The sequence below is a fragment of the Paenibacillus sp. DRB1-1 genome, from assembly GCF_052119485.1.
Classification (GTDB): Bacteria; Bacillota; Bacilli; order Paenibacillales; family Paenibacillaceae; genus Paenibacillus; species Paenibacillus polymyxa_B.
On sequence record NZ_JBODQH010000001.1, the window covers coordinates 4,652,785 to 4,678,010 of the forward strand.

Annotated in this window: 30 protein-coding genes and 1 tRNA gene; 23 read left to right on the top strand and 8 right to left on the bottom strand. The window is 43.6% G+C overall.

All coding sequences use genetic code 11. The annotated features are described in order from the left end of the window. Positions 1–27: 27 nt before the first annotated feature. The 5 genes from ACQW03_RS20915 to ACQW03_RS20935 all read left to right on the top strand — a co-directional run bounded on the left by ACQW03_RS20915 (position 28) and on the right by ACQW03_RS20935 (position 6,525). Positions 28–1,548, top strand: a complete 1,521-nt coding sequence (locus ACQW03_RS20915; protein WP_076293479.1) for an extracellular solute-binding protein — start codon at positions 28–30, stop codon at positions 1,546–1,548. 131 nt (positions 1,549–1,679) lie between these two features. Beyond that, positions 1,680–3,041, top strand: coding sequence for a glycoside hydrolase family 28 protein (locus ACQW03_RS20920; protein ID WP_028540500.1), 1,362 nt, complete (start codon positions 1,680–1,682; stop codon positions 3,039–3,041). Between the two features lie 23 nt (positions 3,042–3,064). Then, positions 3,065–3,949 (top strand): dienelactone hydrolase family protein, encoded by an 885-nt coding sequence (locus ACQW03_RS20925; RefSeq protein ID WP_220025567.1) that lies wholly within the window; start codon positions 3,065–3,067, stop codon positions 3,947–3,949. 25 nt (positions 3,950–3,974) lie between these two features. Further along, on the top strand, positions 3,975–4,931 hold the full coding sequence (locus ACQW03_RS20930) for a pectinesterase family protein (protein ID WP_441951549.1): 957 nt from the start codon (positions 3,975–3,977) through the stop codon (positions 4,929–4,931). Between the two features lie 16 nt (positions 4,932–4,947). Continuing rightward, positions 4,948–6,525 carry a glycoside hydrolase family 43 protein gene (locus ACQW03_RS20935; protein WP_071641710.1) on the top strand — a complete coding sequence of 526 codons (1,578 nt, stop codon included), beginning with the start codon at positions 4,948–4,950 and terminating at the stop codon, positions 6,523–6,525. Positions 6,526–6,589: 64 nt separating this feature from the next. Here the strand turns inward: ACQW03_RS20935 and ACQW03_RS20940 are convergent, their stop codons facing one another. Continuing rightward, positions 6,590–7,477, bottom strand: coding sequence for a LysR family transcriptional regulator (locus tag ACQW03_RS20940; protein WP_071641708.1), 888 nt, complete (start codon positions 7,475–7,477; stop codon positions 6,590–6,592). Between the two features lie 118 nt (positions 7,478–7,595). Between ACQW03_RS20940 and ACQW03_RS20945 the strand changes: the two genes are divergently transcribed. Together ACQW03_RS20945 and ACQW03_RS20950 are read left to right on the top strand one after the other, a co-directional pair. Further along, on the top strand, positions 7,596–8,621 hold the full coding sequence (locus tag ACQW03_RS20945) for a YeiH family protein (RefSeq protein ID WP_441951552.1): 1,026 nt from the start codon (positions 7,596–7,598) through the stop codon (positions 8,619–8,621). Between the two features lie 239 nt (positions 8,622–8,860). After that, positions 8,861–10,414 (top strand): GH25 family lysozyme, encoded by a 1,554-nt coding sequence (locus tag ACQW03_RS20950; protein ID WP_441951554.1) that lies wholly within the window; start codon positions 8,861–8,863, stop codon positions 10,412–10,414. Between the two features lie 70 nt (positions 10,415–10,484). Here the strand turns inward: ACQW03_RS20950 and ACQW03_RS20955 are convergent, their stop codons facing one another. Beyond that, positions 10,485–10,751, bottom strand: coding sequence for a DUF2642 domain-containing protein (locus ACQW03_RS20955; RefSeq protein ID WP_025719729.1), 267 nt, complete (start codon positions 10,749–10,751; stop codon positions 10,485–10,487). A 168-nt stretch (positions 10,752–10,919) separates the two neighbouring features. Between ACQW03_RS20955 and ACQW03_RS20960 the strand changes: the two genes are divergently transcribed. After that, positions 10,920–11,048, top strand: coding sequence for a hypothetical protein (locus tag ACQW03_RS20960; RefSeq protein WP_256703311.1), 129 nt, complete (start codon positions 10,920–10,922; stop codon positions 11,046–11,048). Positions 11,049–11,237: 189 nt separating this feature from the next. On the opposite strand, the gene ACQW03_RS20965 is transcribed toward ACQW03_RS20960, so the two are convergent. Together ACQW03_RS20965 and ACQW03_RS20970 are read right to left on the bottom strand one after the other, a co-directional pair. After that, complete coding sequence (locus tag ACQW03_RS20965; protein ID WP_071641702.1) at positions 11,238–11,468, bottom strand: hypothetical protein; 231 nt, start codon at positions 11,466–11,468, stop codon at positions 11,238–11,240. Positions 11,469–11,580: 112 nt separating this feature from the next. Next, the gene (locus ACQW03_RS20970; protein WP_441951557.1) at positions 11,581–12,246 is read right to left on the bottom strand and encodes a cupin domain-containing protein; all 666 of its coding nucleotides are present in this window, start codon (positions 12,244–12,246) and stop codon (positions 11,581–11,583) included. A gap of 457 nt (positions 12,247–12,703) precedes the next feature. Between ACQW03_RS20970 and ACQW03_RS20975 the strand changes: the two genes are divergently transcribed. From ACQW03_RS20975 to ACQW03_RS21000, 6 genes are all read left to right on the top strand, one after another. Beyond that, positions 12,704–13,357: a cell wall hydrolase gene (locus ACQW03_RS20975; RefSeq protein WP_023989405.1), complete on the top strand. Its 654-nt coding sequence runs from the start codon at positions 12,704–12,706 to the stop codon at positions 13,355–13,357. Positions 13,358–13,542: 185 nt separating this feature from the next. After that, positions 13,543–13,893 (top strand): hypothetical protein, encoded by a 351-nt coding sequence (locus tag ACQW03_RS20980; protein WP_071641694.1) that lies wholly within the window; start codon positions 13,543–13,545, stop codon positions 13,891–13,893. Positions 13,894–13,924: 31 nt separating this feature from the next. After that, positions 13,925–14,911, top strand: coding sequence for a ketoacyl-ACP synthase III (locus ACQW03_RS20985; protein ID WP_441951560.1), 987 nt, complete (start codon positions 13,925–13,927; stop codon positions 14,909–14,911). A 201-nt stretch (positions 14,912–15,112) separates the two neighbouring features. Then, positions 15,113–15,661 (top strand): GNAT family N-acetyltransferase, encoded by a 549-nt coding sequence (locus tag ACQW03_RS20990; RefSeq protein ID WP_441952450.1) that lies wholly within the window; start codon positions 15,113–15,115, stop codon positions 15,659–15,661. 133 nt (positions 15,662–15,794) lie between these two features. Then, entirely contained in the window at positions 15,795–16,898 is a 1,104-nt protein-coding gene (locus ACQW03_RS20995) for a glycerol dehydrogenase (RefSeq protein ID WP_023989402.1), read from the top strand. Positions 16,899–17,084: 186 nt separating this feature from the next. Then, a complete protein-coding gene (locus ACQW03_RS21000) occupies positions 17,085–17,300 on the top strand; it encodes a hypothetical protein (RefSeq protein WP_013311038.1) in 216 nt (71 codons plus the stop codon). 71 nt (positions 17,301–17,371) lie between these two features. On the opposite strand, the gene ACQW03_RS21005 is transcribed toward ACQW03_RS21000, so the two are convergent. Both ACQW03_RS21005 and ACQW03_RS21010 read right to left on the bottom strand, forming a co-directional pair. Further along, the gene (locus tag ACQW03_RS21005; protein WP_023989401.1) at positions 17,372–18,403 is read right to left on the bottom strand and encodes a glycosyl hydrolase; all 1,032 of its coding nucleotides are present in this window, start codon (positions 18,401–18,403) and stop codon (positions 17,372–17,374) included. A 31-nt stretch (positions 18,404–18,434) separates the two neighbouring features. Then, positions 18,435–18,713, bottom strand: coding sequence for a hypothetical protein (locus ACQW03_RS21010; protein ID WP_441951563.1), 279 nt, complete (start codon positions 18,711–18,713; stop codon positions 18,435–18,437). A 353-nt stretch (positions 18,714–19,066) separates the two neighbouring features. Between ACQW03_RS21010 and ACQW03_RS21015 the strand changes: the two genes are divergently transcribed. The 3 genes from ACQW03_RS21015 to ACQW03_RS21025 all read left to right on the top strand — a co-directional run bounded on the left by ACQW03_RS21015 (position 19,067) and on the right by ACQW03_RS21025 (position 19,877). Then, positions 19,067–19,249, top strand: a complete 183-nt coding sequence (locus ACQW03_RS21015) for a hypothetical protein (RefSeq protein ID WP_025723548.1) — start codon at positions 19,067–19,069, stop codon at positions 19,247–19,249. A gap of 52 nt (positions 19,250–19,301) precedes the next feature. Then, a complete protein-coding gene (locus ACQW03_RS21020) occupies positions 19,302–19,628 on the top strand; it encodes a YnfA family protein (protein ID WP_025723546.1) in 327 nt (108 codons plus the stop codon). 96 nt (positions 19,629–19,724) lie between these two features. Continuing rightward, positions 19,725–19,877: a hypothetical protein gene (locus ACQW03_RS21025; RefSeq protein ID WP_179085923.1), complete on the top strand. Its 153-nt coding sequence runs from the start codon at positions 19,725–19,727 to the stop codon at positions 19,875–19,877. A 76-nt stretch (positions 19,878–19,953) separates the two neighbouring features. On the opposite strand, the gene ACQW03_RS21030 is transcribed toward ACQW03_RS21025, so the two are convergent. Next, positions 19,954–20,142 carry a hypothetical protein gene (locus ACQW03_RS21030; RefSeq protein ID WP_076293475.1) on the bottom strand — a complete coding sequence of 63 codons (189 nt, stop codon included), beginning with the start codon at positions 20,140–20,142 and terminating at the stop codon, positions 19,954–19,956. Positions 20,143–20,271: 129 nt separating this feature from the next. Further along, positions 20,272–20,430: a hypothetical protein gene (locus ACQW03_RS21035; protein ID WP_013311032.1), complete on the bottom strand. Its 159-nt coding sequence runs from the start codon at positions 20,428–20,430 to the stop codon at positions 20,272–20,274. A gap of 247 nt (positions 20,431–20,677) precedes the next feature. Here ACQW03_RS21035 and ACQW03_RS21040 point away from each other — a divergent pair. The 6 genes from ACQW03_RS21040 (at position 20,678) to ACQW03_RS21065 (ending at position 25,213) form a co-directional block, all read left to right on the top strand. After that, positions 20,678–20,763, top strand: a tRNA-Leu gene (locus tag ACQW03_RS21040). 380 nt (positions 20,764–21,143) lie between these two features. Then, entirely contained in the window at positions 21,144–21,779 is a 636-nt protein-coding gene (locus ACQW03_RS21045) for an MBL fold metallo-hydrolase (RefSeq protein WP_441951566.1), read from the top strand. A 493-nt stretch (positions 21,780–22,272) separates the two neighbouring features. Continuing rightward, positions 22,273–22,794 (top strand): antiterminator LoaP, encoded by a 522-nt coding sequence (loaP, locus tag ACQW03_RS21050; protein WP_061828474.1) that lies wholly within the window; start codon positions 22,273–22,275, stop codon positions 22,792–22,794. Between the two features lie 142 nt (positions 22,795–22,936). Beyond that, on the top strand, positions 22,937–23,689 hold the full coding sequence (locus tag ACQW03_RS21055; RefSeq protein WP_441951568.1) for a 4'-phosphopantetheinyl transferase family protein: 753 nt from the start codon (positions 22,937–22,939) through the stop codon (positions 23,687–23,689). A 49-nt stretch (positions 23,690–23,738) separates the two neighbouring features. Further along, positions 23,739–23,978, top strand: coding sequence for an acyl carrier protein (locus ACQW03_RS21060; protein ID WP_025723541.1), 240 nt, complete (start codon positions 23,739–23,741; stop codon positions 23,976–23,978). Then, a complete protein-coding gene (locus ACQW03_RS21065) occupies positions 23,975–25,213 on the top strand; it encodes a beta-ketoacyl synthase N-terminal-like domain-containing protein (protein WP_441951570.1) in 1,239 nt (412 codons plus the stop codon). The genes ACQW03_RS21060 and ACQW03_RS21065 overlap by 4 nt, the downstream gene beginning before the upstream one ends. Positions 25,214–25,226: the final 13 nt, after the last annotated feature.

The following is a 25,226-nucleotide window of genomic DNA, read 5'->3' on the forward strand; positions in this document are numbered from 1 at the left end:
TATATAAACAGAAAAGGAGCAAACACGATGAAAAAGGGAATCACGACGAAAAAGGGAGTATCAGGCCTTCTTGCTGTACTAATGGTCATGAGTGTTTTTTTAGCTGCTTGCGGTGATAAGGGTGCTGAGGATCAAAGCGGCCAAACCTATGATCCGAAGTCCAAACTGGAATTTACCTGGTTAAACGTATTGCACACAGCTTCTCCGCCTACAGAAACGATCAAAAGTAAAATTGAAGAATACACCAATTCTAAAATTACGTTCAATTGGGTGCCTGACGCTTCCAAAGAAGAGAGAATCACTACTGCGCTTGCATCCGGCGAATTGGCCGATATGGTGACCCTGACGATGATGACAAATTCTTCAGTACGAAGCTCTTTGAAATCAGGGCTATTCTGGGATGTAGGAAAGTATTTGGATGACTATGAAAATTTGAAAAAAATCCCACCTGAAGTTCGGGAAGCCGCATCCATTGAAGGAGTACTGTATGGCGTTCCGTTCCAGAAGAATCTGGCTCGGGCGGGTCTGGTCATTCGCCAGGATTGGCTGGATCGCTTAGGACTGAAGGTACCGACGACACTGGATGAGTTGTATGAAGTTGCGAGAGCGTTTACAGAAAATGATCCAGATGGGAATGGAAAAAATGATACGACTGGGTTTGTTGACAGATCGGATCTACGCTATAGCAGCTTCAAAACTTTAAGTTCCTATTTTGGCACACCTAATGGCTGGAAAGTAGATGAAAGCGGAAAGTTTACGCCGGAATTTGATACTCCTCAATATTTGGAGACCTTGAAGTATTCCAATAAATTATACAAAAACGGATATCTCTCTAAAGACTTTGCTGTAACCGCTAAAACGGACCAGCAGCAACAATTTGCACAAGGTAAAGCAGGTATTTATACAGGCATGATCGATATCTCTAACCTCAGAACCTTGTCCCAAGGCTTACAAAAGGGTCTGAAGCTGGTACCGGTTAACAAGATTTCGAATGGAGATGGCAAATACCACGTATGGTCTGAAGGAAGCGGGGTTGGAGGTTTGCTGGCATTCCCGAAATCTGAAGTAAAAACGGAAGCTGAGTTGAAGAGACTGCTGCAATTTGTAGATGATTTAATTGACAAAGATGTATATATGTACATGACCGGCGGTATTGAAGGCACTCATTATACAATCGAAAAAGATGGAGCCTTCAAAATTACGAATACAGATTTGTGGCAAGCAGATGTTCAGCCGTTTTCAAGCTCCAGACCAAGTGAAGTGACCTACAACTTAAAAGATGCCAATCCAGAAAAGGAACTGGCTAATGAATTAGTCCGAGAAAATAATGAATTTGCTGTTCTGGACCCGACCGTGCCACTGGATTCAGTCACCGCTAATGAGCAAGGAACAGAGCTGGAGAAAATCATTACCGACGCCTCCTTCAAATTTATTATGGGTGAGCTTGACGAAGCCGGGTTTAAAGCAGCCGTAGAAAACTGGAAAAACTCTGGTGGATCACGGATTACTGCTGAGTACGAGGAAGCGTATAAGAAAACGAAAAAATAATAGTTGAGTATGGCTGTTGCCCCCTGACTCCTTGAATGATTTCTTGGATGTTGAAATCCGGGGGCAGCTTATGCTTTCCCAATGCAAAATGGATCTAACATTCACAAAATATAAAGACAGGAGAGAACGAAATGCAATTGTATAACATTGTAGATTATGGAGCAGTTCAGGATGGCACGACGCTGGCTACGGGAGCGATTGCGGCTGCCATTGAAGCGGCCAGCAATGCTGGAGGAGGAACCGTTTTTGTTCCGTCTGGGACGTATCTGACAGGTGCTATCTTTCTGAAAAGTAACATTGAGCTGCATGTAAGCCCTGGCGCAACTCTGTCCTTCAGTACGGAACTGGCTGATTACCCTGTAGTAGAATCCAGATGGGAAGGCGTTCAGCGGGAAGTGCATGCGTCATGCATTTATGGGCAGAACCTTGAGAATATTTCAGTTACAGGTAGCGGAACGCTGGATGGAAATGGTCAGCCGTGGTGGGAAAAGCACCGCAATCATCCAGAGGAGTTGCAGTATCCGAGACCCAAATTAATCAGCTTTGACCGTTGTCAGCGGGTTACCATTAAAGATGTTATGTTAAAAAATTCCCCCAGTTGGACTGTAAACCCCATCGCTTGCTATAACGTTACGATTGATAATTTGTCCATTCTTAACCCGGCGGACTCCCCCAATACGGATGGCATTAATCCTGAATCCTGTTCCAATGTTCGTATTAGCAACTGCAATATAGATGTGGGCGATGATTGTATTGCGATCAAAGCAGGAACCGAAGATACACAAGAGCGAATTCCATGTGAAAATATTACGATTACCAACTGTACGATGGTGCATGGACATGGCGCAGTCGTACTGGGAAGCGAAATGAGTGGTGACATTCGTAATGTTACGATCAGCAATTGCGTGTTCAAGCAAACGGATCGGGGCATACGTCTGAAATCCAGACGAGGACGTGGCGGAACCATCGAGGATATTCGCGTTAGCAACATTGTGATGGAAGATGTAATTTGTCCATTTATTCTGAATCTTTATTATTTCTGCGGCCCTCGGGGCAAAGACAAATATGTGTGGGACAAAAATCCCTATCCGATTACCGATGAAACCCCGTGCTTTAGACGAATCCATTTTTCCGATATTACGGCACGACAGGTTCATGCGGCTGCTGGATTCTTATACGGACTTGCAGAACAATATATTGCTGAAATTACATTTTCCAATATTGATATTTCTATGGCTAAAAATGCAATTCCCGGTCGTCCAGCCATGATGACAGGGATAGAAGATATGAATAACCGTGGTTTTTATCTAGGTAACGTGAAGGATATTCGTTTTCAACATGTGACGATTGAGAATCATGAAGGTCCTGCCTTTTATATTGAAAATGGGGAAGACGTTGAAATCAATCGTTGCCATTCGAAGAATACAGCTCAGCCCGAAAAGCTGATAGAACAAGTAACAATACAACCTTCTGAACAAAATATGATGAATTAGGAGGCCATGAAAGGAGGTACAACGTGGATAAGTTGCAAGCATTGTTGGGAGACCTTCCGGCAGATCGCCCTGTAACGGCAACTCTGCTGAATCAAGAAGAGCGTGAGGGATATCGACTGGAGTGTCTCCTGCTGGACTTGAACGGGATCGAGTCTGTACCCGCTTATGTAGCTACACCCTTACAAGGGAACGGTCCGTTCCCATTGGTCGTTTTTAACCATTCGCATGGAGGCAATTATACGAACGGGCGCAAGGAACTGATCCATAGCAGCTCTTACTTGCAGCAGCCCTCGTTTGCTACAACCCTGACAGACATGGGGTACTGCGTATGCTGCATTGACATGTGGGGCTTCAATGAACGTGGGGGCAAAACCGAGAGCGAGCTGGTAAAAGAAATGCTCTGGCAGGGCCAAGTGCTGTGGGGCATGATGCTGTATGATAACCGTCGTTTGGTGGATTATATGTGCCAGCGTGAAGACATTGATGCTTCCCGTATCGCAACAATCGGTATGTCGATGGGCGGACTCATGGCATGGTGGATGGCTGCGTTAGATGAACGGATACAGGTCACGGTTGATATTTGTGGACAGGTAGATGCCCATACGCTAATCGCTAAAAGGGGATTGGATCATCATGGCTTTTATTCCTATGTCCCCGGCTTGCTGAAGCATTTTACCACCTTGGATATTCAAAAGCGGATCGTACCTCGTCCACGGATGAGTATAACAGGTCAAAATGACCGGATGTGTCCTATTGAAGGAGTCGAGCATTTGGCAAAAGGGCTGCTGGAAGCTTACCAGGAGGCAGGTCACCCTGAGCATTGGCAGCCTGTGATTGCGGGCGGTGGACATATGGAGACGTTGGAAATGCGAACGGCGTGGCAGTCATTTTTGGCCGAACACCTGTAAATCAAATGAAGGGATCGGGGTAACCATGCTAGTTGGAAAAGAATCCTTTTGTGATTTCCATACGATTCAGGAGGCGATTGCTGTATTGGAGCAGTCGGCTTCCAATGAAATGGAAACGCTAACTATTTTATCAGGTACTTATGAGGAAGAGGTACGAATTTACCGTTCATATCTTCATATTATAGGCATCGGGCAGGTAGAGATTCGAATGGATCGGTATGCCAAGGAGCGGGATGAAGCAGGTGAGGAAATAGGGACCTTTGCGACACCTACTTTATTTTTAGGCGGTAGCCATCTGATCTTGGAAAATCTCACGATTTCCAACACGGCAGGACAGGGAGAAGCCATTGGGCAGGCCGTTGCGGTATACGCTCATTGTGATGAAACAGTCTTTAGAAACTGTACCTTTAAAGGGCACCAGGATACTTTATTTACAGGCCCTCTACCTCCTGCACCGAAAGAACGACTCCAGTTTGGTGGAATCCATTTGAAGGAGCATCATAAGCACTATCGGCAGCTCTATCAGCATTGTTATATAGAGGGTACGGTGGACTTTATTTTTGGTGGGGCTACCGCGTATTTTGAAGATTGCGAAATTCGCAGTTTACGCCATCATAAGAACCAAACGAGCTACGTTACAGCTGCCTCGACGCCGCAAGGACAAGCGTATGGTTATGTATTCAACCATTGCTACCTAACTGCAGAGCCTGATATTACCCCGGTTTTTTTGGGGCGTCCGTGGCGGGAATATGCCAAGACCGTATTTGTCAATTGTAAAATGGGCGACCATATTGACCCACGTGGCTGGGACAATTGGAACAACGTTGCGAACGAGAAAACGGTCTGTTATCAGGAATATAACGAACACGATGAAGTTGCTACGTTACGTAAGCAGCGTGTTCCATGGGCGGATTGTTTTGAAGCGGGAACAGAAGCATGGAGCAAGGAACAGGTTTTTGCTGAAGTTACATTTTGGAAGTAAGGAGAAGTGAGGTTTCATGATGATCCAAAATCCCATATTAAAAGGCTTTAATCCCGATCCGTGTATTACACGTGTCGAAGATACTTACTTTATTGTGGTGTCATCGTTTGAGTGGCTGCCTGGAGTGCGGGTGTACCAGTCCAAAGATTTGGCAAATTGGGAGCATTGCACAGATATTTTGACCGATCAGGTTGACTTAAGAGGTAATCCTAAAAATTGTAGCATTTGGGCACCGCAGCTTAGCTATGCGGATGACCTTTTTTATCTGCTCTATACGGATGTGAAAAGCACCAAGCGTCCGTTCAAGGATGTTCATAATTTTGTGATAACGGCGCCTACGATCCAAGGACCGTGGTCGGACCCCGTTTATCTTAACAGTAGCGGATTTGATCCGTCTTTATTTCATGATGAGGACGGACGCAAATGGCTGTTGAACGCATTGTGGGATTACCGCATGTTGGAAAGCAATAAATCTTCCGGTATAGTCATGCAGGAGTATGACAGCAAGCAACAACAGCTCATTGGCGAGCCTGTTAAAATCTTTGATTGTACTCCTTTGAAGAAAACAGAAGCGCCTCACATCTACAAGCAAAACGGTTATTACTATCTTGTTACAGCGGAAGGCGGAACGGGTACGGGGCATGCCGTTACCGTAGCACGCTCCAAGCAGATATCCGGGCCATATGAAGTGGACCCGCACAACCCAATGCTAACGTCACGTGATCAACTTGATTTCCCGTTACAATGCGCAGGACATGGCAGTCTTGTACAAACACCAGACGGCGAATGGTACATGGCTCATTTATGCACACGTCCAGTAGAGGGGAAATATGCCATTTTAGGACGGGAAACAGCCTTGCAGCAAGTGTACTGGAATGATGAAGGCTGGCTGCGATTAACTGCTGGGGGCCATACACCTCAATTGGAGGTACCCGCACCTCAAGGGATGTTCTCGGTTAAGCAAGAGCAGCAGAGTTATATTTTCGAGGATTTTTTCGAGCGAACCACATTAGATAAAACGTGGAACACATTGCGTATCCTGGCGGACGATAGCTGGTGTTCATTAAGCCAGCGCCCCGGCTACCTTCGGATTATGGCTGGAGAATCCATTCAAAGTCTGTTCCAGCATCACGTGCTGGCCATTCGGCAAACGGATCATCATTTCCGGGTAGAAACAGCATTGGAGTATCAGCCAACAAGCTATTTACAAATGGCGGGGCTTCTACTGTACCTTAATGAAGAAGATTATTTGTACGCCTATATTAGCTATGAGGAGGGACAAGGGAAGGTACTGCGCATGATGCGATGTGAAGCCAATACATTTACCTTAGTTCCTCAAGCAATTACGCTTCAGGACGATCTCCCTATACATTTAGCTGTGGAAGTCCATGCATCCCACGGGCAATTTTATTATGGAGTCGGAGACAAACCTGCTTGGAAGCGGCTTTTTGAAATGCAGGATATCAGCTTTTTATCCGGTGGTTTTACAGGAAATTTTGTAGGTATTGCTGCTCATGATATGCAACAATTCCAAGGAAGCTACGCTGATTTTTCTCATTTCTTTTATCATGGTAAGGATCATCTTTCCTCATAAAAAAACATGATAATGATTATGTTGAAAGCACCTTAATGGGTGCTTTTTTCGTTGTTTCTGTACTTTACCTTTTCACATTATAACTTCGCAAAATCTCCAAAAAAGCGGTGCTTGCTTTCGTTTCAAATGTCGAAGCAGGAGTTAGGAAAGAAAATTTTCGAATAACCGGAAGATTACGAATATCCAGTACTTTTAATGTTCCCAGAGCAAGTTCCTTCTGAATGACCCATTGGGACAGCAAAGAAATCCCCAAACCTGCTTCTACAGACTCTTTGATGATCTGTGTACTGCCAAAATTCATCATATGAGAAGGGGAGAACTGAAACCGTGCAAACATTTTTTCAGCCGCTTCCCGGGTTCCAGAACCTTCTTCCCGTAGAATCCAGATGTCCTCTTGCAGCTCACTTACATCCACTTGAGATTTACCAGCCAAACGGTGATTTTGCGGAACGACAATATACATTCTATCATCAGCAAAAGATTCGATATGTAAATGGTCATGCTGAAATTCTCCTTCGATAATTCCTACATCGAGTTGATTATGGATCATGAGTTTTTCAATTTCTTGGGTGTTGCCGATGGTAATGGAGGGCTGAATGAGTGGATACCGGACCCTCATTTGCGCGATCACATGTGGCAGCACATATTCGCCATACGTGTAGCTTGCGCCGATCGACAGGTTTCCTTTTGCTGTATGCATCAGCTCGTCCACCAAATACTGCATCCGTGTATGAAGACGGATAATCTCCTGAGCATGATGATACACAATTTCACCTGCTTTGGTTAAGCGTACGTACTTATTGCTACGCTCCAGGAGGCGGGTTCCTACGCTACGTTCCAGCGTTTGAATATATTGACTTACCGCAGGTTGGGTCATGTGTAACACCTCGGCAGCTCGTGTGAAGTTTTGTTTCTCCGCGACCATAACAAATACGATTAAAGATTGGTCCAAAGCCCATTCCTCCAAATTTATCATATCTATTCACTTATTATCATTATTATAATGATTTATTTTTCTTATGACAAAAAAGATATTAAGCTGGATGCATGTAGAATTGGAGGGGTTCACCATGAACAGTCATACACAACACACCAAATTATTTTCGAACAGAGGGCGATTATTCCAGCGTATATTTGGCATTGTCCTCACGATGTTATTTGCTTTGGCAGGCTATGGCCTGAACGAATTGCCAGGCTTTCATTATGTAGGTCCATTGGCTTGTGCCATGTTTCTCGCTATTCTGTACCGACAGTTGTGGGGATACCCTGAAGCTGTGCGCTTGGGGGTTGAGTTTTCAGCAAAGAAAATACTACGTGGAGCTATTGTGTTATTTGGGCTGAAGTTGAACATGGATGTTGTCATTCATCATGGACTTGGTTTACTTTTGCGTGATGTGGGCACTGTTGTATTTTCCATCTTTTTTACGGTTTGGCTGGCAAAACGTTTCAAGGCAGATGCTTCGCTTTCGCTTCTTCTTGGTATTGGAACAGGAGTTTGCGGTGCAGCAGCGATTGCAGCGGTTTCTCCCTTGTTAAAATCCAAAGATGAGGATACAGCCATAGGGGTAGGACTCATTGCCTTGGTTGGAACGGTATTTGCCATTTTGTTTACTGTGCTTCGGCCCTGGCTTCCTTTGACGGATATGCAATATGGAATCTGGTCGGGTATCAGTTTACATGAAATTGCACATGTGGCCTTAGCTGCAGCGCCTGCCGGACAGGATGCACTTGCAATGGGCTTATTAGCCAAACTGGGGCGTGTTTTCTTACTCATACCGCTCAGCTTTGTTTTAATGTATTGGATGAAACGAACTGGAAAAATTCATACAGACGCTAAAGTGGAGTTCCCCTGGTTCCTCATCGGCTTTATGGCTACAAGTATTATGGGCAGCTATGTTTTTGGAAAATATATTGTAGTTCCATCTAGTCTGACGAACGGAATTTCTCAAGTTACCACCTTTATGTTAACGATGGCTATGGTAGGCATGGGGCTGAATGTGAGCTTTAAGGCTTTGCGGGAGAAAGCAATGCTACCCTTACTGGTACTATCTGTTACCTCGATCATTCTTATAGGGTTAACATTTTTAACAGTGTGAACATGAAGTATTCGTTTGTGATAAGATTGCTAGTAAACTGGATTAATAAAACTGGAAAAAGCTCTGCTTGCTGTATAGCTGGCAGAGTTTTTTAGTGCTTTTGTATGATAAGACTGAAATATATACTGAATCAATCGTAACTTTTTACATATGATTCGCGTCTATCAAAATGGAGGTCCTAAGAATCATAGATTGCAAGAATTTCATAAGCGAAAATTTAGAGAATGGTAGGGTACATAATGAAGAAAATTTGTTTATTTGCTTTTTTGTTTCTGTTTCTACTAGCATTTCCAAGAGAAGGTCATGCTGCATCTTCGAGCTCACATCTTCAGTTGGATGGTAAAGATATAAGTGTTGGCAAAGGTGTTCAGATTCAAGAAGTAAAGGGGAATGTACTGGTTCCACTCCGTCTCATTGTAGAAGAATTGGGTTACAGTGTGAATTGGGAGTCCAAGACAGGGACCATAACTATACATAAGCAAAATCTTAACCTCATTCTTCAGGTCAACAATCCCATAGCCTCTGTCAATGATCATCAAATGGGATTGGCTGTAGCCCCTTTGCTTAGAGAGGGGACGACTTATGTTCCGCTTCGCTTTGTGTCCGAACAGACAGGGATTGATGTGGCCTGGAACAACGAGCTTAAAACTGTGTTCCTGACGACTCCGCCTACTTCAAGCGGCAATAGCGAGTCCACTCATGATCATTCTGCTACTCCAGCTGTAAGTAATCCTAAAGAGAGTGCGCGTACAGCTATAAACCAAATTAGCTTCGCTAATCACCAATTGACTATAGCTGTTAATGGAAAAGCAACCCCCAAAGTAACTACGTTGACTCATGCAGACCGTATTGTTGTAGACATACCTAGTTCAACGTTTTCTGAGGAATTTCTAGCATCGCAATCATTTGACAGTAGTGGACAAGGAAGTTTTCCAGTCACTGAAGATCCAGATGTTTCCCAAGTAAGATACTCCATGTTTAGTACAACCCCCGCATCGGTACGTATTGTGGTTGATCTTAATCACAGCACACCCTTTCATGTACTCAATGCGGATGATGGTAAGGTTGTTATAGCGTTGGATCAGAAAACAGAGGAGCCATCAACTACCGAGGACGTTATACCTACTATACCTACTATACCTGTTGTACCTGCGATTTCTTCTGATGGACACGCGCAAGGAATTGACGTCTCACACTATAATGGCAATATTGATTGGCAGCAAGTGGCAGCAGCAGGCAAGACATTTGCTTTTATTAAGGCTACAGAGGGCACAAAATATCAAGATAATCAATTTTTGATAAATGTACAGGGTGCCAGAGATGCTAACATCTTGGTCGGCGCTTACCACTTTTTGAACGCTACTACCGCGGATGGAGCTCGTCAGGAAGCCGCTAATTTTGCCAGGGCTATAGATTCAGCAGGAGGAAGGCTGGATCTGCCTCCTGTGATGGATTATGAAAATAACCCCAAAGGCCTTACTCCTGCGCAAATTAGTGAAGTGGCTCGTGCCTTTTTGGATGAAATGGAGAGACTTACCGGGCGTCAGCCGATCGTATACACGGGTAATGTTTTTGCTTCCCAGTTTGATCCTACATTTTCTATGTATAAACTGTGGGTAGCCCGATACAGCACTACGCAAAAGCCGACCGCGGTTCCAGCTTGGAATAACTGGTGGGCTTGGCAGTACAGTAGTACAGGCAGTGTTCCGGGTATTCGAGGCCAGGTCGATTTGGATGAATACAACGGAACGATAGATGAACTCCGGGCTTCACTAACAGGAGAGCTCGATTAGCATAATCATGTCTTGATCAATCCTCGCGAATCCAGAACGGATCTGCGAGGATTTTTAATGTCTGATTTGTTTAGTTGGGCATGATCCATACGATTTCGCTGATTCGAACAAAGAATTTTTTTCCGTATACATCTAAAATGACATGGTCGGGCTTACAATCGACTACGCATCCATCAATTCTGCCACGTGTTGTCTCAAGTACAACGTACTTGCCGATCACCGATTTTAATGTTTCTACGACGTATGGATCTACAGGGTGAACCACGACGTGGTGAGAGGTAGGATGGTGAGGAAAAGGTTGATTAACGTTGTAATTGAGCATTTGATTTGAATTCAATTGCTTCACTCCTTCAAGATTAGTTGTGTTATCCTATGCTCCTGCCTAGGAAAGGTGTAGGCTAATGCCCATCAGCGAAAACATTCATAACATTGCCGAAAAGCCCGGTCCATAGGAAAGCTCAATACATAAGCTATGTTGTACCTTGAATTGAAGGAGGCAATGACCATGAGTGAATGTGAAAGAGGTTGTGGCGGCGGTTCAGTAGGGGGCTACCCAGGAGTATGGACATCGACAGGAGCTATCCTGGTACTGTTCATTTTGCTTGTTATCATTACGAAGTCTTTATGGATTTAAATTGAAATGAGTAGCTTAACCCCCCATTGGTATATAACCAATGGGGGGTTAAGTGTTTTAAAGGATGAAACATATGATAAAACACCCCAAATAACAGCGTACAAGCCCTACACAATCTGTGCCGGGCTGGGCAGCTGTCATTTGAGGTACATTGGCATCTATAGACAGGAACGGACAATGGCTCAGGGATTAAATTAACGCAATCGCCAGCAGGGTAAACAGGCTTAAAGTTAAGATTTGATTCCCATACCCGTAGCCAGGATAAAAGGCAGACGTTTGTACACGTCCGTTCCGTTCTGTTTTTAAGTACACATTATTACGATCCACATCCATAATGGTTCCTTCGTACTGTTTTCCGTCAACGGTGAGAACACGCACCCTTTTATTCATACAGTTCAAACAGTTGTAATAAGCGTCCATTCCATCACCCCCTCTTATACATTGGCATTTTATGAGAGGGAAGGTCTTATGGTAACGGCGAACATACAGGGAAAAGGTATTCCCTCGAACTTAAAGCCTGACCAGAGTTAGCCTAATCTTGATAGGGATTAAAAGAAAAGCCAGGATATCCATGGGTATGGGCGTAACCGCTTTGGGAGGCGATCTGAGGGTGTGCTGAAGTATCGGCAAGCCTTACATGTATCCCGGGTTTTCGAGGAGGCTGCTGCTTGCAGTCATTGGGAGGACCGATGATGACAGGCTTTTTAATAGGGGAGAGTGCTTCCTGAATCTTATTCTCATTCAGGCAGTAAGTATGAGCCAGAATGTTACTTGGCGTTAGCCGCAAAATGTCGGAGCCCAGTATGAAATCAGGGGTCGGAGCATTAAAAATGGCCAACAAATGAGTGTTGTCCATCGTAGCGACCAGATAATGCCACCATCCCTGGGGAACGTTAGCCACTTGGCCAGGTGTGATCGGAAAATGTCGTAACTCGAGGGTGAAGGGATTAATCAGTGACACGGTTACTGCCCCAGAGATGCAGTATATCAGTTCTGTGGCATTTTGGTGATAGTGAGGCTCCACTACATTAGCTGTGCTAAGGCGAATATCCAGCAGCGATACATTTGCCAATGTATTCAGCTGCTGGATCGACAGCTCGTTGATCGAGTTTTGAGCATCCTTCTGAAACAAAACATTGTCTCTTAAATCATAGGTGAATTGTACAGTAGGGGAGGTGTAATCCATATATGAATCCACGCGTCGTTTCCTGCCTTTCTATTATTCGAAATTTGATGATCGTACGCTACCCTATGCATACGCCCATGTATGTGTGCGCGGATATGTGATTTGAATTAGTAGAAATCAGGCTCCGGTCCCGGGCAAGTTGAAGCGAAAAATAGCGAAAAAAGTCACGTATTCAAGTGTGGTCAGAACATGATCCATTGTTCTTAATACACGTCATCCCTTTAGGGATGGCGTTTTATTTGCTTGGGTAGTCTTAGGACCAGAGCCGGATGATACGTAAATGCGGCTTATGGTATACTGCAACGGACGTGTGAAAGCATGATTGTCCCATTCCGTATGTAGCCACGCGTCATTTCTGCAGCTAGGCATAAGTTATGTCATAAGAAACATCATCGGATAAACGTCCCTGAGTTGTACAGGCCGGAATGGTTGCACCGGACAGAACATGAAAGAGGAGGTTGTCTGGAATATGAAAAAGTTATCTATTTTAATCCTGTCCTGCGCATGTATGTTAGGTACTGTATTGTCAGTCGCACCAGGACAAGCACAAGCACAAACGTCAGCTTTGAAGAAAGGGGTTCAAAGCGAACGGGTGCTGGAGCTTCAACAGCAGCTTCATTCGCTCGGTTATTTCAAGGCTGGGTTTACTGGGTACTATGGTTCTCTGACCAGTAAAGCGGTGGCTCGTTTTCAACGGGATAACGGTCTGACACCTGATGGAGTAGCCGGAGCGGCTACACAAGCCAAGCTGGAATCCTTCGGAGAGGTGCGCGTAACCGCGCTGGATCAACTGGCTCGTATCATTTATTCTGAGGCTCGCGGGGAATCGTTTGAAGGTCAAGTGGCTGTCGGCGCTGTCGTATTAAACCGTGTTCAGTCCGGCGAGTTTCCAAGCTCGATCCCGGACGTTATTTTGCAGCCTGGCCAATTCACCGCTGTACAGGATGGTCAATACCGTCTGAAACCAAACAAGACTGCGTATCGTGCAGCCAGACAGGCACTTAATGGTGCTGATCCGACCAATGGGTCCTTGTTTTATTACAACCCGGCCATTGCCACAGCCAAATGGAGTAAAAGTCGTCCGGCTGTCATCTCACTCGGTCGCCATACGTTTACGAATTAATTTCATATGAGAATACGCAAATTTCCAGCCGTCAGGTGCTTCTTCTAGGAGCAGTGACGGTTTTTTTATATTCACAAATTTGTAATATTTTAGTGGCGGTTTATCTGATTTAATATTAAAAATTCTACCTATTATTCCGATACTCTTAATAGACAAAAAAATGAAATTAAAGGAGTCTTTCTAAAATGAGTCAACATCCTTACACTATCGAAGTAGATCAAGCCATGAAAACGGTACATATGGCGGTGAATGGAGTTTTTAGCCAGGAAGAGTATGATAGCTTTGTAAAAGATTATGTAGCCAAAACCTCATCCATTCAGGCGTCCAACTTTACACTCAAGGTAGATTGTACCCAGATGGCACTTTTGGGTCCGGGAGAAGTGGAAAAATTGAAGGGCTCATTTGTACGTTATAAAGAAACTGGATTTACCAAAGTAATCTTTGGCATCAGCCTTCAACAAACCATTATTAAAATGCAGCTTGGTCGAGTAGCACGCGAAGCAGGATTAAACAACGTAGATATTGTTGTACAATAATGCGCTGACGTATGTGTAAGGGGGAAGCCTGATGAGCCATATCAAAATAAAAGCACTGGGTGTGTACCATCCGTCCCATTCGTTGGATAACGAATACTATGTTCGCCATTTTGACGAGCGGGACAAAGATATTCGACGCTTCATGGAGCATATGGGTAGAAAACAGCGTTATATCATTGATGATCCGAACGAAAACGGTCTAACAATGGGAATTGCGGCTGCGCAAAAAGCTCTGGAACAGGCTGGTATCACAGGCCGTGACGTGGATATGATCGTGTTCTCCACTCAAGTTCCTGAGTCACTGTTTCCGATGAATGCATTGTTTGTTCACCAGGCGATTGGGGCCAGACATGATGTGGCCGTGATGGATTCCAACGCGAATTGTGCAGGGATGACAGTCGTTGTCGATCAAGTCAGTCGGTCGATGTTATCTAATTCTGACGTGCGGACAGCGCTTATTATCGGTTCGGATTATAATTCACTCATTTCCGGTCCAGAGGATGAGATTACTTATGCGAACTATGGAGATGCTGCATGTGCGGCTATTTTGGAGCGTACAGAAGAAGACACCGGATTTATAGATTCTATGTATTTTACGGACCCAGTCAATATAGATAAAATTTTGTACCCGGCTCAGGGGTTAGCGGCAACACTCCAAAGGAACGCCCCCGGAAAATATATTCAGTGGCTTCCGTTCGACGCCAATATGGCCTTGCCTCCAACATTTGATCTGCTTGAACGCATTTTAAAAAAGAATGGGCTGACGCCTCGGGATGTACGGGCTTATTGTCTGTCTCAGTTCTCGTTAGCAAATGTATTGAAGATTCAGGATCACTTGGAGCTAGAGGACGCCCAAATGATTTATGTGGGAGATCGATATGGTTACACAGGTACCAGTAGCCCGTTCATTGCTCTATATGAAGGTATTGAATCGGGTCGTATCCGGCGCGGTGATTATGTACTGTTCTGGACGATTGGAGCTGGATATCAACTGGTTGCTATGTTATTTAAATACTAGGAATATGAAGGCCTTGCAACTGCAAGGTCTTTTTGTGTATCACAAATTGACAATTGTAATGATTTGGTTGTGTTATGTTTGATTGTTTTGTAAAATTTAAACATTGAGTACATAAGGGAGAGCTTATATTGCGGACATTGGATAGCATGACAATTATGACAGAAAACAAGCACACAATTCATAATTAGGAGCTGAAGGGTCATTAAGATCGAAAAGTTATTTTATGGAGAACGAATAAAACTAGCCGCAGTCAGGGAAGAAGATGCCGAAGTGATGTTCAAATGGGGGGAGGATGCGAAGTATCTGCGAAATGTAGATACGGATTTGGCGCTCCCTTACACGTTGAAACAGATGGAGTCAGAAGGATCTCCCAGCTCTAACGAGGTCTATTTTCGATTAAGAACATTGGCAGATGATGTCTTGATCGGATTTGTTGCTATCCACGGAATTGAGTGGAATAATCGCAGCGGGCAGCTGGCAATAGGTATAGGTAATACGGACTACCGTGGCAAGGGTTTTGGGGCAGAAGCTGTAGGTCTCATTCTTCGTTATGCGTTTTATGAACTCAATTTAAATCGGGTCGGCTTGGATGTGATTGAGTACAATACACAAGCGATACGAACTTATGAGAAGGCGGGGTTCCAGCTTGAGGGTAGAGTTCGTTCCGCTGTTCTTCGTGATGGTAATAGTTATGATCGTATCATGATGGGTATCCTGTATTCTGAATGGAGCTCGACTGCTCAAGTATAATAGATACACAATTTGTTCATAAAATATTCCATAATAAGCCTTTTAATAACGTGAAAAGAGGTTTATAGTTAAGGGGTCACATGCCCAAATCATTATTAATTTGAGTATGAGTCAAAGCTGAGGAGGAATTTACATGGCAAACGTTGTAAGGTCCGTCACTTCACCCAAGAAATTTATTTCTGGGCAAAATCTGCTCTCGTCGTTAAATGACTATATTAAGGATTATGGCGATAAAGCCTTTGTTATTTGTGATGAGTTCATACTTGAAAGGGCCCAAAAGGAGGCAGGTGCTTCGATTGAAGCAGCTGGTAACCAGGTGGTCTTCGAGAAATTTCAATATGAATGTACAAAAGAAGAGATTGATCGTAACCGTGAATTGGTGCGTAAACATGGTTCGAACATTATCATAGGAATTGGCGGGGGAAAAACGTTGGATACCGCCAAGGCAACAGCTTATTATGAAAAGCTGCCTGTTGTTATTTTCCCAACGATTGCTTCTACAGATGCTCCATGTACCGCGCTTGCGGTTATATACAAAAAAGATGGCTCTTTTGATGAATATCTGTTCCTGCCTACTAATCCAGACGTTGTACTGGCGGATACAGGCATTCTGGCAGCAGCGCCTGCACGTTTCTTTGCAGCTGGAATCGGTGACGCACTGGCCACTTATTTTGAAGCTCGTGCTTGCTATCAGGCTAACGGGGATAACCTGGTTCTGAACAAGCCTTCCACTACAGGACTGGGACTTGCTCGTCTTTGTTATGATACGTTGCTGGAAAATGCTGTGAAGGCCAAACGTGCTGTAGATCGTAAAGTATATACTCGTGCGGTGGAGGATACGATTGAAGCTACCATTTATCTGAGCGGTGTTGGTGCAGAATCAGGTGGGTTGGCAGCAGCACACGCCATTCATAACGGCATGACGGCTGTTCCTTCGCTTCATAAAGCACAGCATGGTGAGAAAGTTACATTCGGTTTGTTAACCCAGCTAGTGCTGGAAAATGCACCGAAGGAAGAACTGGAAACCGTGATTAAACTGGTTAAGGATGTAGGTCTTCCATTGACGCTTCGTGACTTGGGTGTAGAGGAATTTGTTGAGGCTGAATGGCGCCAAGTGGCTGAAGCTGCTTGTGCATCGAATGATACAATGGTCAACATGCCGTTCCCGGTTAGTCCTGCTGACGTGTACAATGCAATCATTGCAGCGAATGCAATAGCAGAATCCTATCAAGAATAGTTTCTTCCTAAATCACGAAAATGGGTTTACAAAAACGGGTCTGTCACATCACTGGCAGACCCGTTTCGTCTACGTGCACTAACATGTGAAACGAAAGAGGCTACCAGGGACTTATATCCTATCTTGTTCTGACCGATATACATGTAACAGGGAAATTAGGTTGGTTACACAGCAGGAGGAGATTTGATGTTGGTGCATGGTAAAACACGTAGGGGCAACTTGTACATCCATATGTCCAGCGGTTTTCACAAAATTGGAGATTATCGGGAAGAATATTCTGTAGCACCGGGTGATCGGCTGATGTCTAGACTGTCCAAGCGGATCTACACCATTGTATCCGTACATCTTGGTGAAGAGGCGTATGCCGATATTGATCTAGAAGAGGTTATTAGAAATAGTTAGAGTGCTTTATTTGGATTTGGTATAAAAAAGCTTCCACTTTGCTCCTAGAGCGAAGTGGAAGCTTTTTTCTTTCAGCGGAGGGACTCATGAAGAAGGTCTCGTGTGATGATATTATTTTGGTTCATAAAATGTCTGATTGCTGCTTGTGAATTGGTTGCAGACAGCTCCTTTCCCCATGTCATGGCATAGGCCCAGGCTGGCTGGTTTTGCAGCACCTTCGCACTTGGCAGAATATCACTTTCTCCGATTCCCATAGGCTTGCCCTGCGCAAGCTTTAGTAATTCGGTGTAGTAGGAGGGTTTGTAATCATTGTTATAGATATCAGCTGCAAGAATATCTACACGGTTAATACCTGGGAAGGACAGATTATAGGGAGTGCTATATGCGTTTGGGGCATTGGGACTCCACACCCACAACAGGTTATCTAGATGATGGACATGAGTGAACCGATCATACATTAGATTCCACAACTTAGCGTAATTTTGCTTGTTCCCCCACCAAAACCAGTTGCCGTTCATTTCATGATAGGGCCTCCATAAAACAGGTACATCCGCGTCTCGTAAGGTCTTAAGGGACAGAGCCACCTCATCCAGATCGGCGATCAGTTGTTTATATTGCGGGGTACCCGGCGTGATGTAACGATTAAATTCAGCTTGAGTAATTTTTGCTTGTACGTTTTTCCACGTTTTGGGTTTGCCCGGTAGCGCCTGATGGAAGGTAACAGCTACGATTCCGCCGTCCTGACTCCATTGGATAGCACTATTCACAACATGCTGACGTTGCTCTCGTAGGGCCGTACGGGACTGGTTAGCCAATCCTCCAAACTCATAGCCGTGAAGTCCTGCGTATTGTCCGCTGATTTGTTGTAGCTTGTTATTTTGTTCATCCGGTGCCTCTAAGTAATCATGCTGCCCGGAAATTAGCATATCATCCGGTACATTAGATAGGTAGGCAAGTAATTGCTTGGCTTTGGCAGAGGCCTGAACATTAATTGGCGGGGCGGCATCGGCAACAATGAATGATTGCTGAGAGCCGCTGAAGAGTAAAACAAGCATTAGCAGTAGCACCCTCTGTAACCAAAAGCGTGTTGAGTGAGATTTCATGGCGCTCCTCCTTTGATGCATGGTAATGGGATTAGTATTTTTCTTTTTGCTTTCTAAGCTGTATATAGGCGCTAATAATAATCACCAGCAGACTAATCGTGGCCCATCCATTGAATTCCTGTGAGTGTATCCAGTTGTCCCATACAAGGAAGCCTAAAATTACAACGAGCAAACCCATTGCAGGATACATTTTGGTTTGTGCTGGACGTTGGGTTCGTTTTGAAATCCAATGTATGATGCCGAGAACGATGGCTGCCTGAAATAAAAATATGCCCATCATCATTAAACTTGCTATAAAGATTGGGGACATCGGTATCCTCCTCCTGGGTTTACAAACAGAATATGCAGGTTGTAACGGGGATGTGGATTCTTAGATGTCAATTTAATTACAAGTTGAGTAAACAAATGAGCGCTGGTTACGATCTTGAACAAGTTGACTAAATTATACCATAACTACCGTCCTGCAATGAAAGACGTCTAAATACCCACTCTACCTTGATTCGACATCATACTTTATATTCAGCGAAATATTGACATATGGATGTACACTTCACATATATGAAGATGCAATCTGAAATATATGGTAAGTATATGCATAAGAGCAATGCGAAATCGACGGAAAAGTTTGGTATGATTAAAGTGGATTGAAAAGGAGGTGCTCTTATGAATGAAGAAAACAGACCATTCTCTAGATCAGCAGATGCTGAAGGAGCCAAAGCGAACTTTGATGCCAATCAGCGGAAGCTTCACTCCGAGGGAGTGCCTAGCTTATGGCGTCAGGTCAGCAACCTGCTGATTCTGGTTGGCGTGATTGCATTGATTATCCTTTTAGGTCGAGTGCTCTAATGAGATATCCAAAAAAATCGAAAAGAATTTGAAGAATTAGGGATGTGAAATGGTGTTAAAGGCAGCTTTACTTTTTATATTGGCTGGTATCGCTGAAATTGGAGGAGGATATTTGATTTGGCAGTGGCTGCGTGAAGGAAAGACATGGTATGTCGGACTTTGCGGCGGAGTAATTTTGGCTGTGTATGGAATCATTGCTACCTTTCAGGTTTTTTCCTCCTTTGGGCGTGTATATGCAGCATATGGTGGTGTCTTTATTGTTCTTTCCATTGCATGGGGCTGGTGGATTGATAAAAAGACACCCGACTTGTACGATTTCATTGGTGGATTGATTTGTTTGGTCGGTATAGCTGTAATCCTGTTTCCGCGACCAGGGTGATAGGACGAAAAACCCTATTTTTATTTTTAAAAACATGACTATAGGTCTACAATAATAAGCTTCATATTCCGAAATAGAACTTAAGGAGGGGGTTCTATGAACTGGAATCAAATGAAGCTTAGATTGAAATTTGGTAGTGCTGTACCGAAGAGTGAAGGTAATTTCTCTTTTGGTATCATATGTGGACTCTTAATCAGCATCGTGCTGTGGATATCAATCATTGGCTGGATCATGCTGATTTTTAAGTGATTTTACGAAATCACTGTACATATCAAAACAAATGAATTAAGGACTGCTCACAAACCTGTGTCCTATTACCCATGCTTTATTTTGTGAAATCCTTACGTAACTTGTCTATCCCGCGACCTATGGCTTCATCAATCATATCAGTAGCAGCAGGTGTATCTTCATCGGTGTCAGGAATGCGATTAAATCCTGGCTCGCGCTTGCCCAGGGATTGTTTATATTCGATTTGATCGTCAGTACGATTCTTTTCAGAGTTATTATCTCTCATAGCACATCACAGCTCCTTTTATTAGGTACATTCAGCTTCTATACTTTACATAAACGTTTGTGCTTCAGACTAAACGTTGATAAAAATAAAACCGGGGGGAGTAAATCCCGCCCGGCACTTCCCAAACAACTAGCGATGCTCAATCAGATCAATCGCTCCCAGAACTACATGAGCCAGTCCGAAACCGAGAATGCCTGTAGCTGCAAGTTTGTACTTACTGCTCAGCAACACAGCGCCTGAAGCCGATACTACCGTTCCAAGAACAGCTGGAATCATACCTTCACGCATTCGTAACACCCCTTCTGGTAGTTTGGAAAGACGTTTATTAGTGTAATTCAAATGTGCACAAGTTATACAAAAAGATAATTTTATTATTTTTTTTGAAAAACACTTTACAATTCGATAAAATTATCGTATTATATGTTGGTGCCCAATTGAACGACATTTACATAACGAGAACACTTTTTAATCAAATGTGTGTTTCTTAGATACTTGTAAGACAAGTAAGTGTAAAGATTAGCGTTCCTAAATTTATGCCGGGGTGGCGGAATTGGCAGACGCACAGGACTTAAAATCCTGCGGTAGGTGACTACCGTACCGGTTCGATCCCGGTCCTCGGCATTCTTGAAATATAACGGCCACATCAAAGTTAAATGAATGAAAATAACGCGAGGTTCTGTGTAGCTGCGGAATACTCCGTAACAGGTATACAGAACCAACAAAAACGTCTCACCGTTAACATACGGAGAGGCGTTTTTTGTTTTGGTAAAATTAAGCGATCTTGTAACAGAGAGTTGGAGCCTTTCTATTGCATAAATTGTTATAATCATAGGACAACGAAATTAGGTCTTTATAATTAAATGGTAAGTAATTCCAAAAAAATGAAGGGGTCCAAAACCTTAAATCAGAATGTTGTTGTTTTTAATTAACCATTGGGAAGGTGGTTCGGTGAAGCTGATATGAATCTGACTTTTCATATGGAACAGTTAAGAGTCTGTTTTATGAATTTCATCAATTATGTATATTTTGTAATGGATGAGAAAACAAGAGACATAGCTATTGTTGACCCATCATGGGATTTATTAAAGGTAGAGTCCTATCTTCAACAATTGAATGGCGATCTCAAAGCGATACTATTAACTCACTCACATTGGGATCATATTAATTTGGTAAATCCACTCTTGGAAAAATATAACCCGCAGGTATTCATGTCAACAAACGAAATCGATTTTTATCATTTTAGATGTAGAAATTTACATTCAATTAAAGACAAGGATTCAATCCAGGTCGGTGAAACGGAAATCAAAAGTCTTTTGACCCCTGGACATACCGTGGGAAGTGTATGCTATCTTTTATCAGATCGCTTATTTACTGGGGATACAATATTCATTGAAGGTTGTGGCTTTTGTGACCCAAATGGAGGAGATCCGGTAGAATTATATAATAGCGTTCAAAAAATAAAGCGAGAAATTGATGACTCTATTCAAATTTATCCTGCTCATTCATTTGGTAAAGCGCCTGGTTTTACACTCAATCACCTTATGGATGAAAATATTTATTTTCAATTTACGAGTAAGGAATCTTTTATTAAATTTAGAATGCGTCCGAACCAAAAGGGCCTGTTCGATTTCAAATGAGTCTGTATTGTGGCCCAGTTCTAATGGTGAGAGAAAATCTTGAATATAAAAAATAATACATAACGATCTATCACTTATTTGTGCCCGAGATGCTCAAGTCAACTAGAGTAAAACACTCGGATCAGTTTTTTTATGAGCCGCCAGAAACGTTGAAGTTGTATTCGAAAGATAATAAGGACTTCAAATTGAGCATTTTCAGAAAGGTTTGCGAATCCAATCATGAACTTGGCCGTTTCCAATCAACTGTGAATTGACAGGGTTTGAGTAGAGGATTATAATGGAAAAACATTATTCCAATTATATGATTATATGAAAAATAAAGGAACTTGTCTGTGGTTAATCGCTGGCGGGTCACGTTAACCATCAATGAGGGATATATCGTGAGAGATTGTAGCTTATCAAGTAGGATAAGTGAAAGGGCGAAGCTATGTATATGGGTAGTAGACATTTTAGGAGATGATTTGGCAGTACGTTTTAATAGGAGATGAGTTAAGTGAGCTGGTACGTGTTTTTTGTGCGAACGGGTAGGGAAGAACAGGTCAAGCAGCTTATTAATGAGTGGTTGGATTCTGAAGTCTACAAACCCTTTATACCACTCCAAGAGAGACTCTTTAAAGTAGCAGGAATAGTAAAGAAAGAATGGGCTCCTTTGTTCCCAAGCTATGTATTTATTGAGTCGAATTTACCTGACTTGCAGTTCGTAACCAGTACAAATTCAATGATTTGCACTTCTAGTGATATCATTCGTTTATTGAGATACTCGAAGTTTGAAGCTTCAATGAGAGATTCGGAGAAACAAATGTTAGAAAGTCTATGCAATGATAGCTATTGTATAGAATCATCAACTGGAATTATTGAAGGAGACAATATACGTATCCTAGATGGCCCACTTAAAGGAAGGGGGAGTATAGTTAAGAAAATAGATAGACATAAACGACAAGCGGTCATTCAGTTAGAATTTATGGGTGATATTAGGTTAGTGAGAGTAGCTTTGGAAATTATAAGTAAGGTTTAAAGTGGAGAACTCGTGACGAGTTCATACTCCATGAGGAAGCTTTCAGAACCCTTAAGGGATTTGAAGGCCTTTTTTGATTTGGACTGTTAAGTTAGTAGTTTACTAGGAGGGGATATGCGTAGCCTCGTATGCAGAAAAACTAGTGTTGAAGCGGGAAGATGCCGTGATGAGGGCGGCCGTCAGTTTTGTCCATGCAGATTATAACGCGGACGCTCCCCTTGATCGGGAAGTTTTTCATTCGGATGAGTGTAGTTACTTCGAGAGTTTGGTATTCCATCGGCGGAAATCCAACTTTGTGCTTGGCAGGCTAAGTGCCAAACAAGCAGTTTCGGTGCTGTTAAGCGAGCCAGACCTGCGCAACGTAAGTGTGGAGTCAGGTGTCTTCGGCCAGCCCATGCTTCGAATCAAGGGTGTCCACAGCTATCAGGTGAGCATTGCCCACTGCGACTATATCGGAGCAGCTGTTGTTTTTCCCGAAGCACATCCCATGGGCATTGATATTGAGAGGATTGATTCAAAGCGAAATAAGACAATTGAAAGCCAACTGACGGCGGAAGAAAAGGAAAGAATCTCTGTCGTGCGGGGAATAGAGGAGTACTCAGCTTTATTGACGGTTTTTTGGACAGTGAAGGAGGCCCTGTCGAAAATATTGCGCACAGGTTTTACAACATCGCTGCATGTACTTGAAATGAATGAGACCAGATCTATGGATGGATACTTCCAAAGTACATTTTCACATTTTCCACAATATGCTGCCCAGTCTTACCGGTTAGGTGACTATATCTGCACGATTGTAGCACCGAGGAAGACGGAATGGAGTATGAATATTTCTCGGCTTTATGAGGAATTCATTGCAAGTTTTCATCGAAATACGTTTGTAGGTCATGCTTACTGAATACCAGGTTTGTTGAGTTTTAAATCATTTATTTTTTAGGAGGATACCCATGCATAAGGAAGAAGTATTCGATATTGTTAAACGTTGTATTTGCGAAGTGCTTCCCGAATTACAGGATCACACGTTCGAGTATGGCGATCGATTAGTGGATTTGGGTGCAGATTCAGTAGATCGGGCCGAAATTGTAAACAAGACGATGGAAACATTATCTCTTAATATTCCGCGTGTCGAATTGTCCGGCGTGAAAAATATAGGGGAATTGACAGATGCACTTTATGCGAAATTATGAAAAATTATGAAGAGTCTGAATTAGTCGTTACGGGGATTGGCGTGACTTCGGCGATTGGGCAGGGGAAGGCTGCTTTTGCCTCGGCGTTGTTCAAAGGGCAGCATGCATTTGGCGTCATGCAACGCCCCGGCAGAAGGGGGGAAGCTTCATTTATAGGTGCGGAACTGCTACCCTTGTCTTATCCGAAGGCATTATCCAAACGAATGTTACGTACAGCATCATTTTCGGGGCAGGTGGCCATGGTAACCCTTCAAGAAGCCTGGGATGATGCCCAATTGGATAACGTTGATCCTAGCCGTATTGGACTGGTGGTTGGAGGCTCCAATTTTCAGCAACGGGAGCTATTTCAGACCTATGAGGCCTACCGGGAAAAAATGTGCTTTGTACCGCCGACCTATGGGCTTTCCTTTATGGATACTGATTTGTGCGGGCTATGTACCGAACAGTTCGGCATTCAGGGGTTAGCTTATACCGTCGGTGGTGCATCCGCGAGTGGACAAGTCGCAATCATTCAAGCAATTGAGGCCATTCAAGCAAATCGTGTTGATGTTTGCATTGCAATGGGGGCATTGATGGATATTTCGTATATGGAATGCCAGGCATTGCGATCCTTGGGAGCGATGGGAAGCGACCGATATGCCGATGAACCTGCAATGGCGTGTCGTCCATTTGATCAGTCGCGGGACGGGTTCATCTATGGGGAATCTTGCGGGGTTGTAGTCATAGAACGGGCCGATTCTGCCGTGAGGCGTCGGGAAAAACCTTATGCCAAACTTGCAGGATGGGATATGGGAATGGATCGAAACCGGAATCCCAATCCCTCCTACGAAGGCGAAGCCCGAGTGATTAGAAGAGCTTTGGAGAAAGCAAAGCTGCTACCGGAAGAGATTGATTATATTAATCCCCATGGGACAGGCTCGGTCGTTGGAGACGAGATAGAAATAAAGGCATTACAGGATTGCAAATTGTCACATGCCTATATCAATGCAACCAAATCCATTATCGGTCATGGCTTGAGCGCGGCAGGAACTGTTGAAATTATTGCTACTCTTTTACAAATGTCGGAGTCGAGACTTCACCCTACCCGTAATTTGGAGGAGCCTATCCAATTGGACTGCAATTGGGTGAAGAATGAGTCCGTACCAGCAATTATTCACAATACTATGAATCTGAGCATGGGGTTTGGTGGAATCAATACGGCCATTTGTATGCAAAAATGTGAGTCGCGTATTTGAGAGAGGGGAACGA

Bases quoted from the DNA above. Each gene is read 5' to 3' on its own strand.
- ACQW03_RS20915 (WP_076293479.1), top strand. From the start codon at position 28: ATGAAAAAGGGAATCACGACGAAAAAGGGAGTATCAGGCCTTCTTGCT.
- ACQW03_RS20920 (WP_028540500.1), top strand. From the start codon at position 1,680: ATGCAATTGTATAACATTGTAGATTATGGAGCAGTTCAGGATGGCACG.
- ACQW03_RS20930 (WP_441951549.1), top strand. From the start codon at position 3,975: ATGCTAGTTGGAAAAGAATCCTTTTGTGATTTCCATACGATTCAGGAG.
- ACQW03_RS20935 (WP_071641710.1), top strand. From the start codon at position 4,948: ATGATGATCCAAAATCCCATATTAAAAGGCTTTAATCCCGATCCGTGT.
- ACQW03_RS20945 (WP_441951552.1), top strand. From the start codon at position 7,596: ATGAACAGTCATACACAACACACCAAATTATTTTCGAACAGAGGGCGA.
- ACQW03_RS20950 (WP_441951554.1), top strand. From the start codon at position 8,861: ATGAAGAAAATTTGTTTATTTGCTTTTTTGTTTCTGTTTCTACTAGCA.
- ACQW03_RS20960 (WP_256703311.1), top strand. From the start codon at position 10,920: ATGAGTGAATGTGAAAGAGGTTGTGGCGGCGGTTCAGTAGGGGGCTAC.
- ACQW03_RS20965 (WP_071641702.1), bottom strand. From the start codon at position 11,468: ATGGACGCTTATTACAACTGTTTGAACTGTATGAATAAAAGGGTGCGT.
- ACQW03_RS20975 (WP_023989405.1), top strand. From the start codon at position 12,704: ATGAAAAAGTTATCTATTTTAATCCTGTCCTGCGCATGTATGTTAGGT.
- ACQW03_RS20980 (WP_071641694.1), top strand. From the start codon at position 13,543: ATGAGTCAACATCCTTACACTATCGAAGTAGATCAAGCCATGAAAACG.
- ACQW03_RS20985 (WP_441951560.1), top strand. From the start codon at position 13,925: ATGAGCCATATCAAAATAAAAGCACTGGGTGTGTACCATCCGTCCCAT.
- ACQW03_RS20995 (WP_023989402.1), top strand. From the start codon at position 15,795: ATGGCAAACGTTGTAAGGTCCGTCACTTCACCCAAGAAATTTATTTCT.
- ACQW03_RS21000 (WP_013311038.1), top strand. From the start codon at position 17,085: ATGTTGGTGCATGGTAAAACACGTAGGGGCAACTTGTACATCCATATG.
- ACQW03_RS21005 (WP_023989401.1), bottom strand. From the start codon at position 18,403: ATGAAATCTCACTCAACACGCTTTTGGTTACAGAGGGTGCTACTGCTA.
- ACQW03_RS21010 (WP_441951563.1), bottom strand. From the start codon at position 18,713: ATGTCCCCAATCTTTATAGCAAGTTTAATGATGATGGGCATATTTTTA.
- ACQW03_RS21015 (WP_025723548.1), top strand. From the start codon at position 19,067: ATGAATGAAGAAAACAGACCATTCTCTAGATCAGCAGATGCTGAAGGA.
- ACQW03_RS21025 (WP_179085923.1), top strand. From the start codon at position 19,725: ATGAACTGGAATCAAATGAAGCTTAGATTGAAATTTGGTAGTGCTGTA.
- ACQW03_RS21030 (WP_076293475.1), bottom strand. From the start codon at position 20,142: ATGAGAGATAATAACTCTGAAAAGAATCGTACTGACGATCAAATCGAA.
- ACQW03_RS21035 (WP_013311032.1), bottom strand. From the start codon at position 20,430: ATGCGTGAAGGTATGATTCCAGCTGTTCTTGGAACGGTAGTATCGGCT.
- ACQW03_RS21045 (WP_441951566.1), top strand. From the start codon at position 21,144: ATGAATTTCATCAATTATGTATATTTTGTAATGGATGAGAAAACAAGA.
- ACQW03_RS21060 (WP_025723541.1), top strand. From the start codon at position 23,739: ATGCATAAGGAAGAAGTATTCGATATTGTTAAACGTTGTATTTGCGAA.
- ACQW03_RS21065 (WP_441951570.1), top strand. From the start codon at position 23,975: ATGAAAAATTATGAAGAGTCTGAATTAGTCGTTACGGGGATTGGCGTG.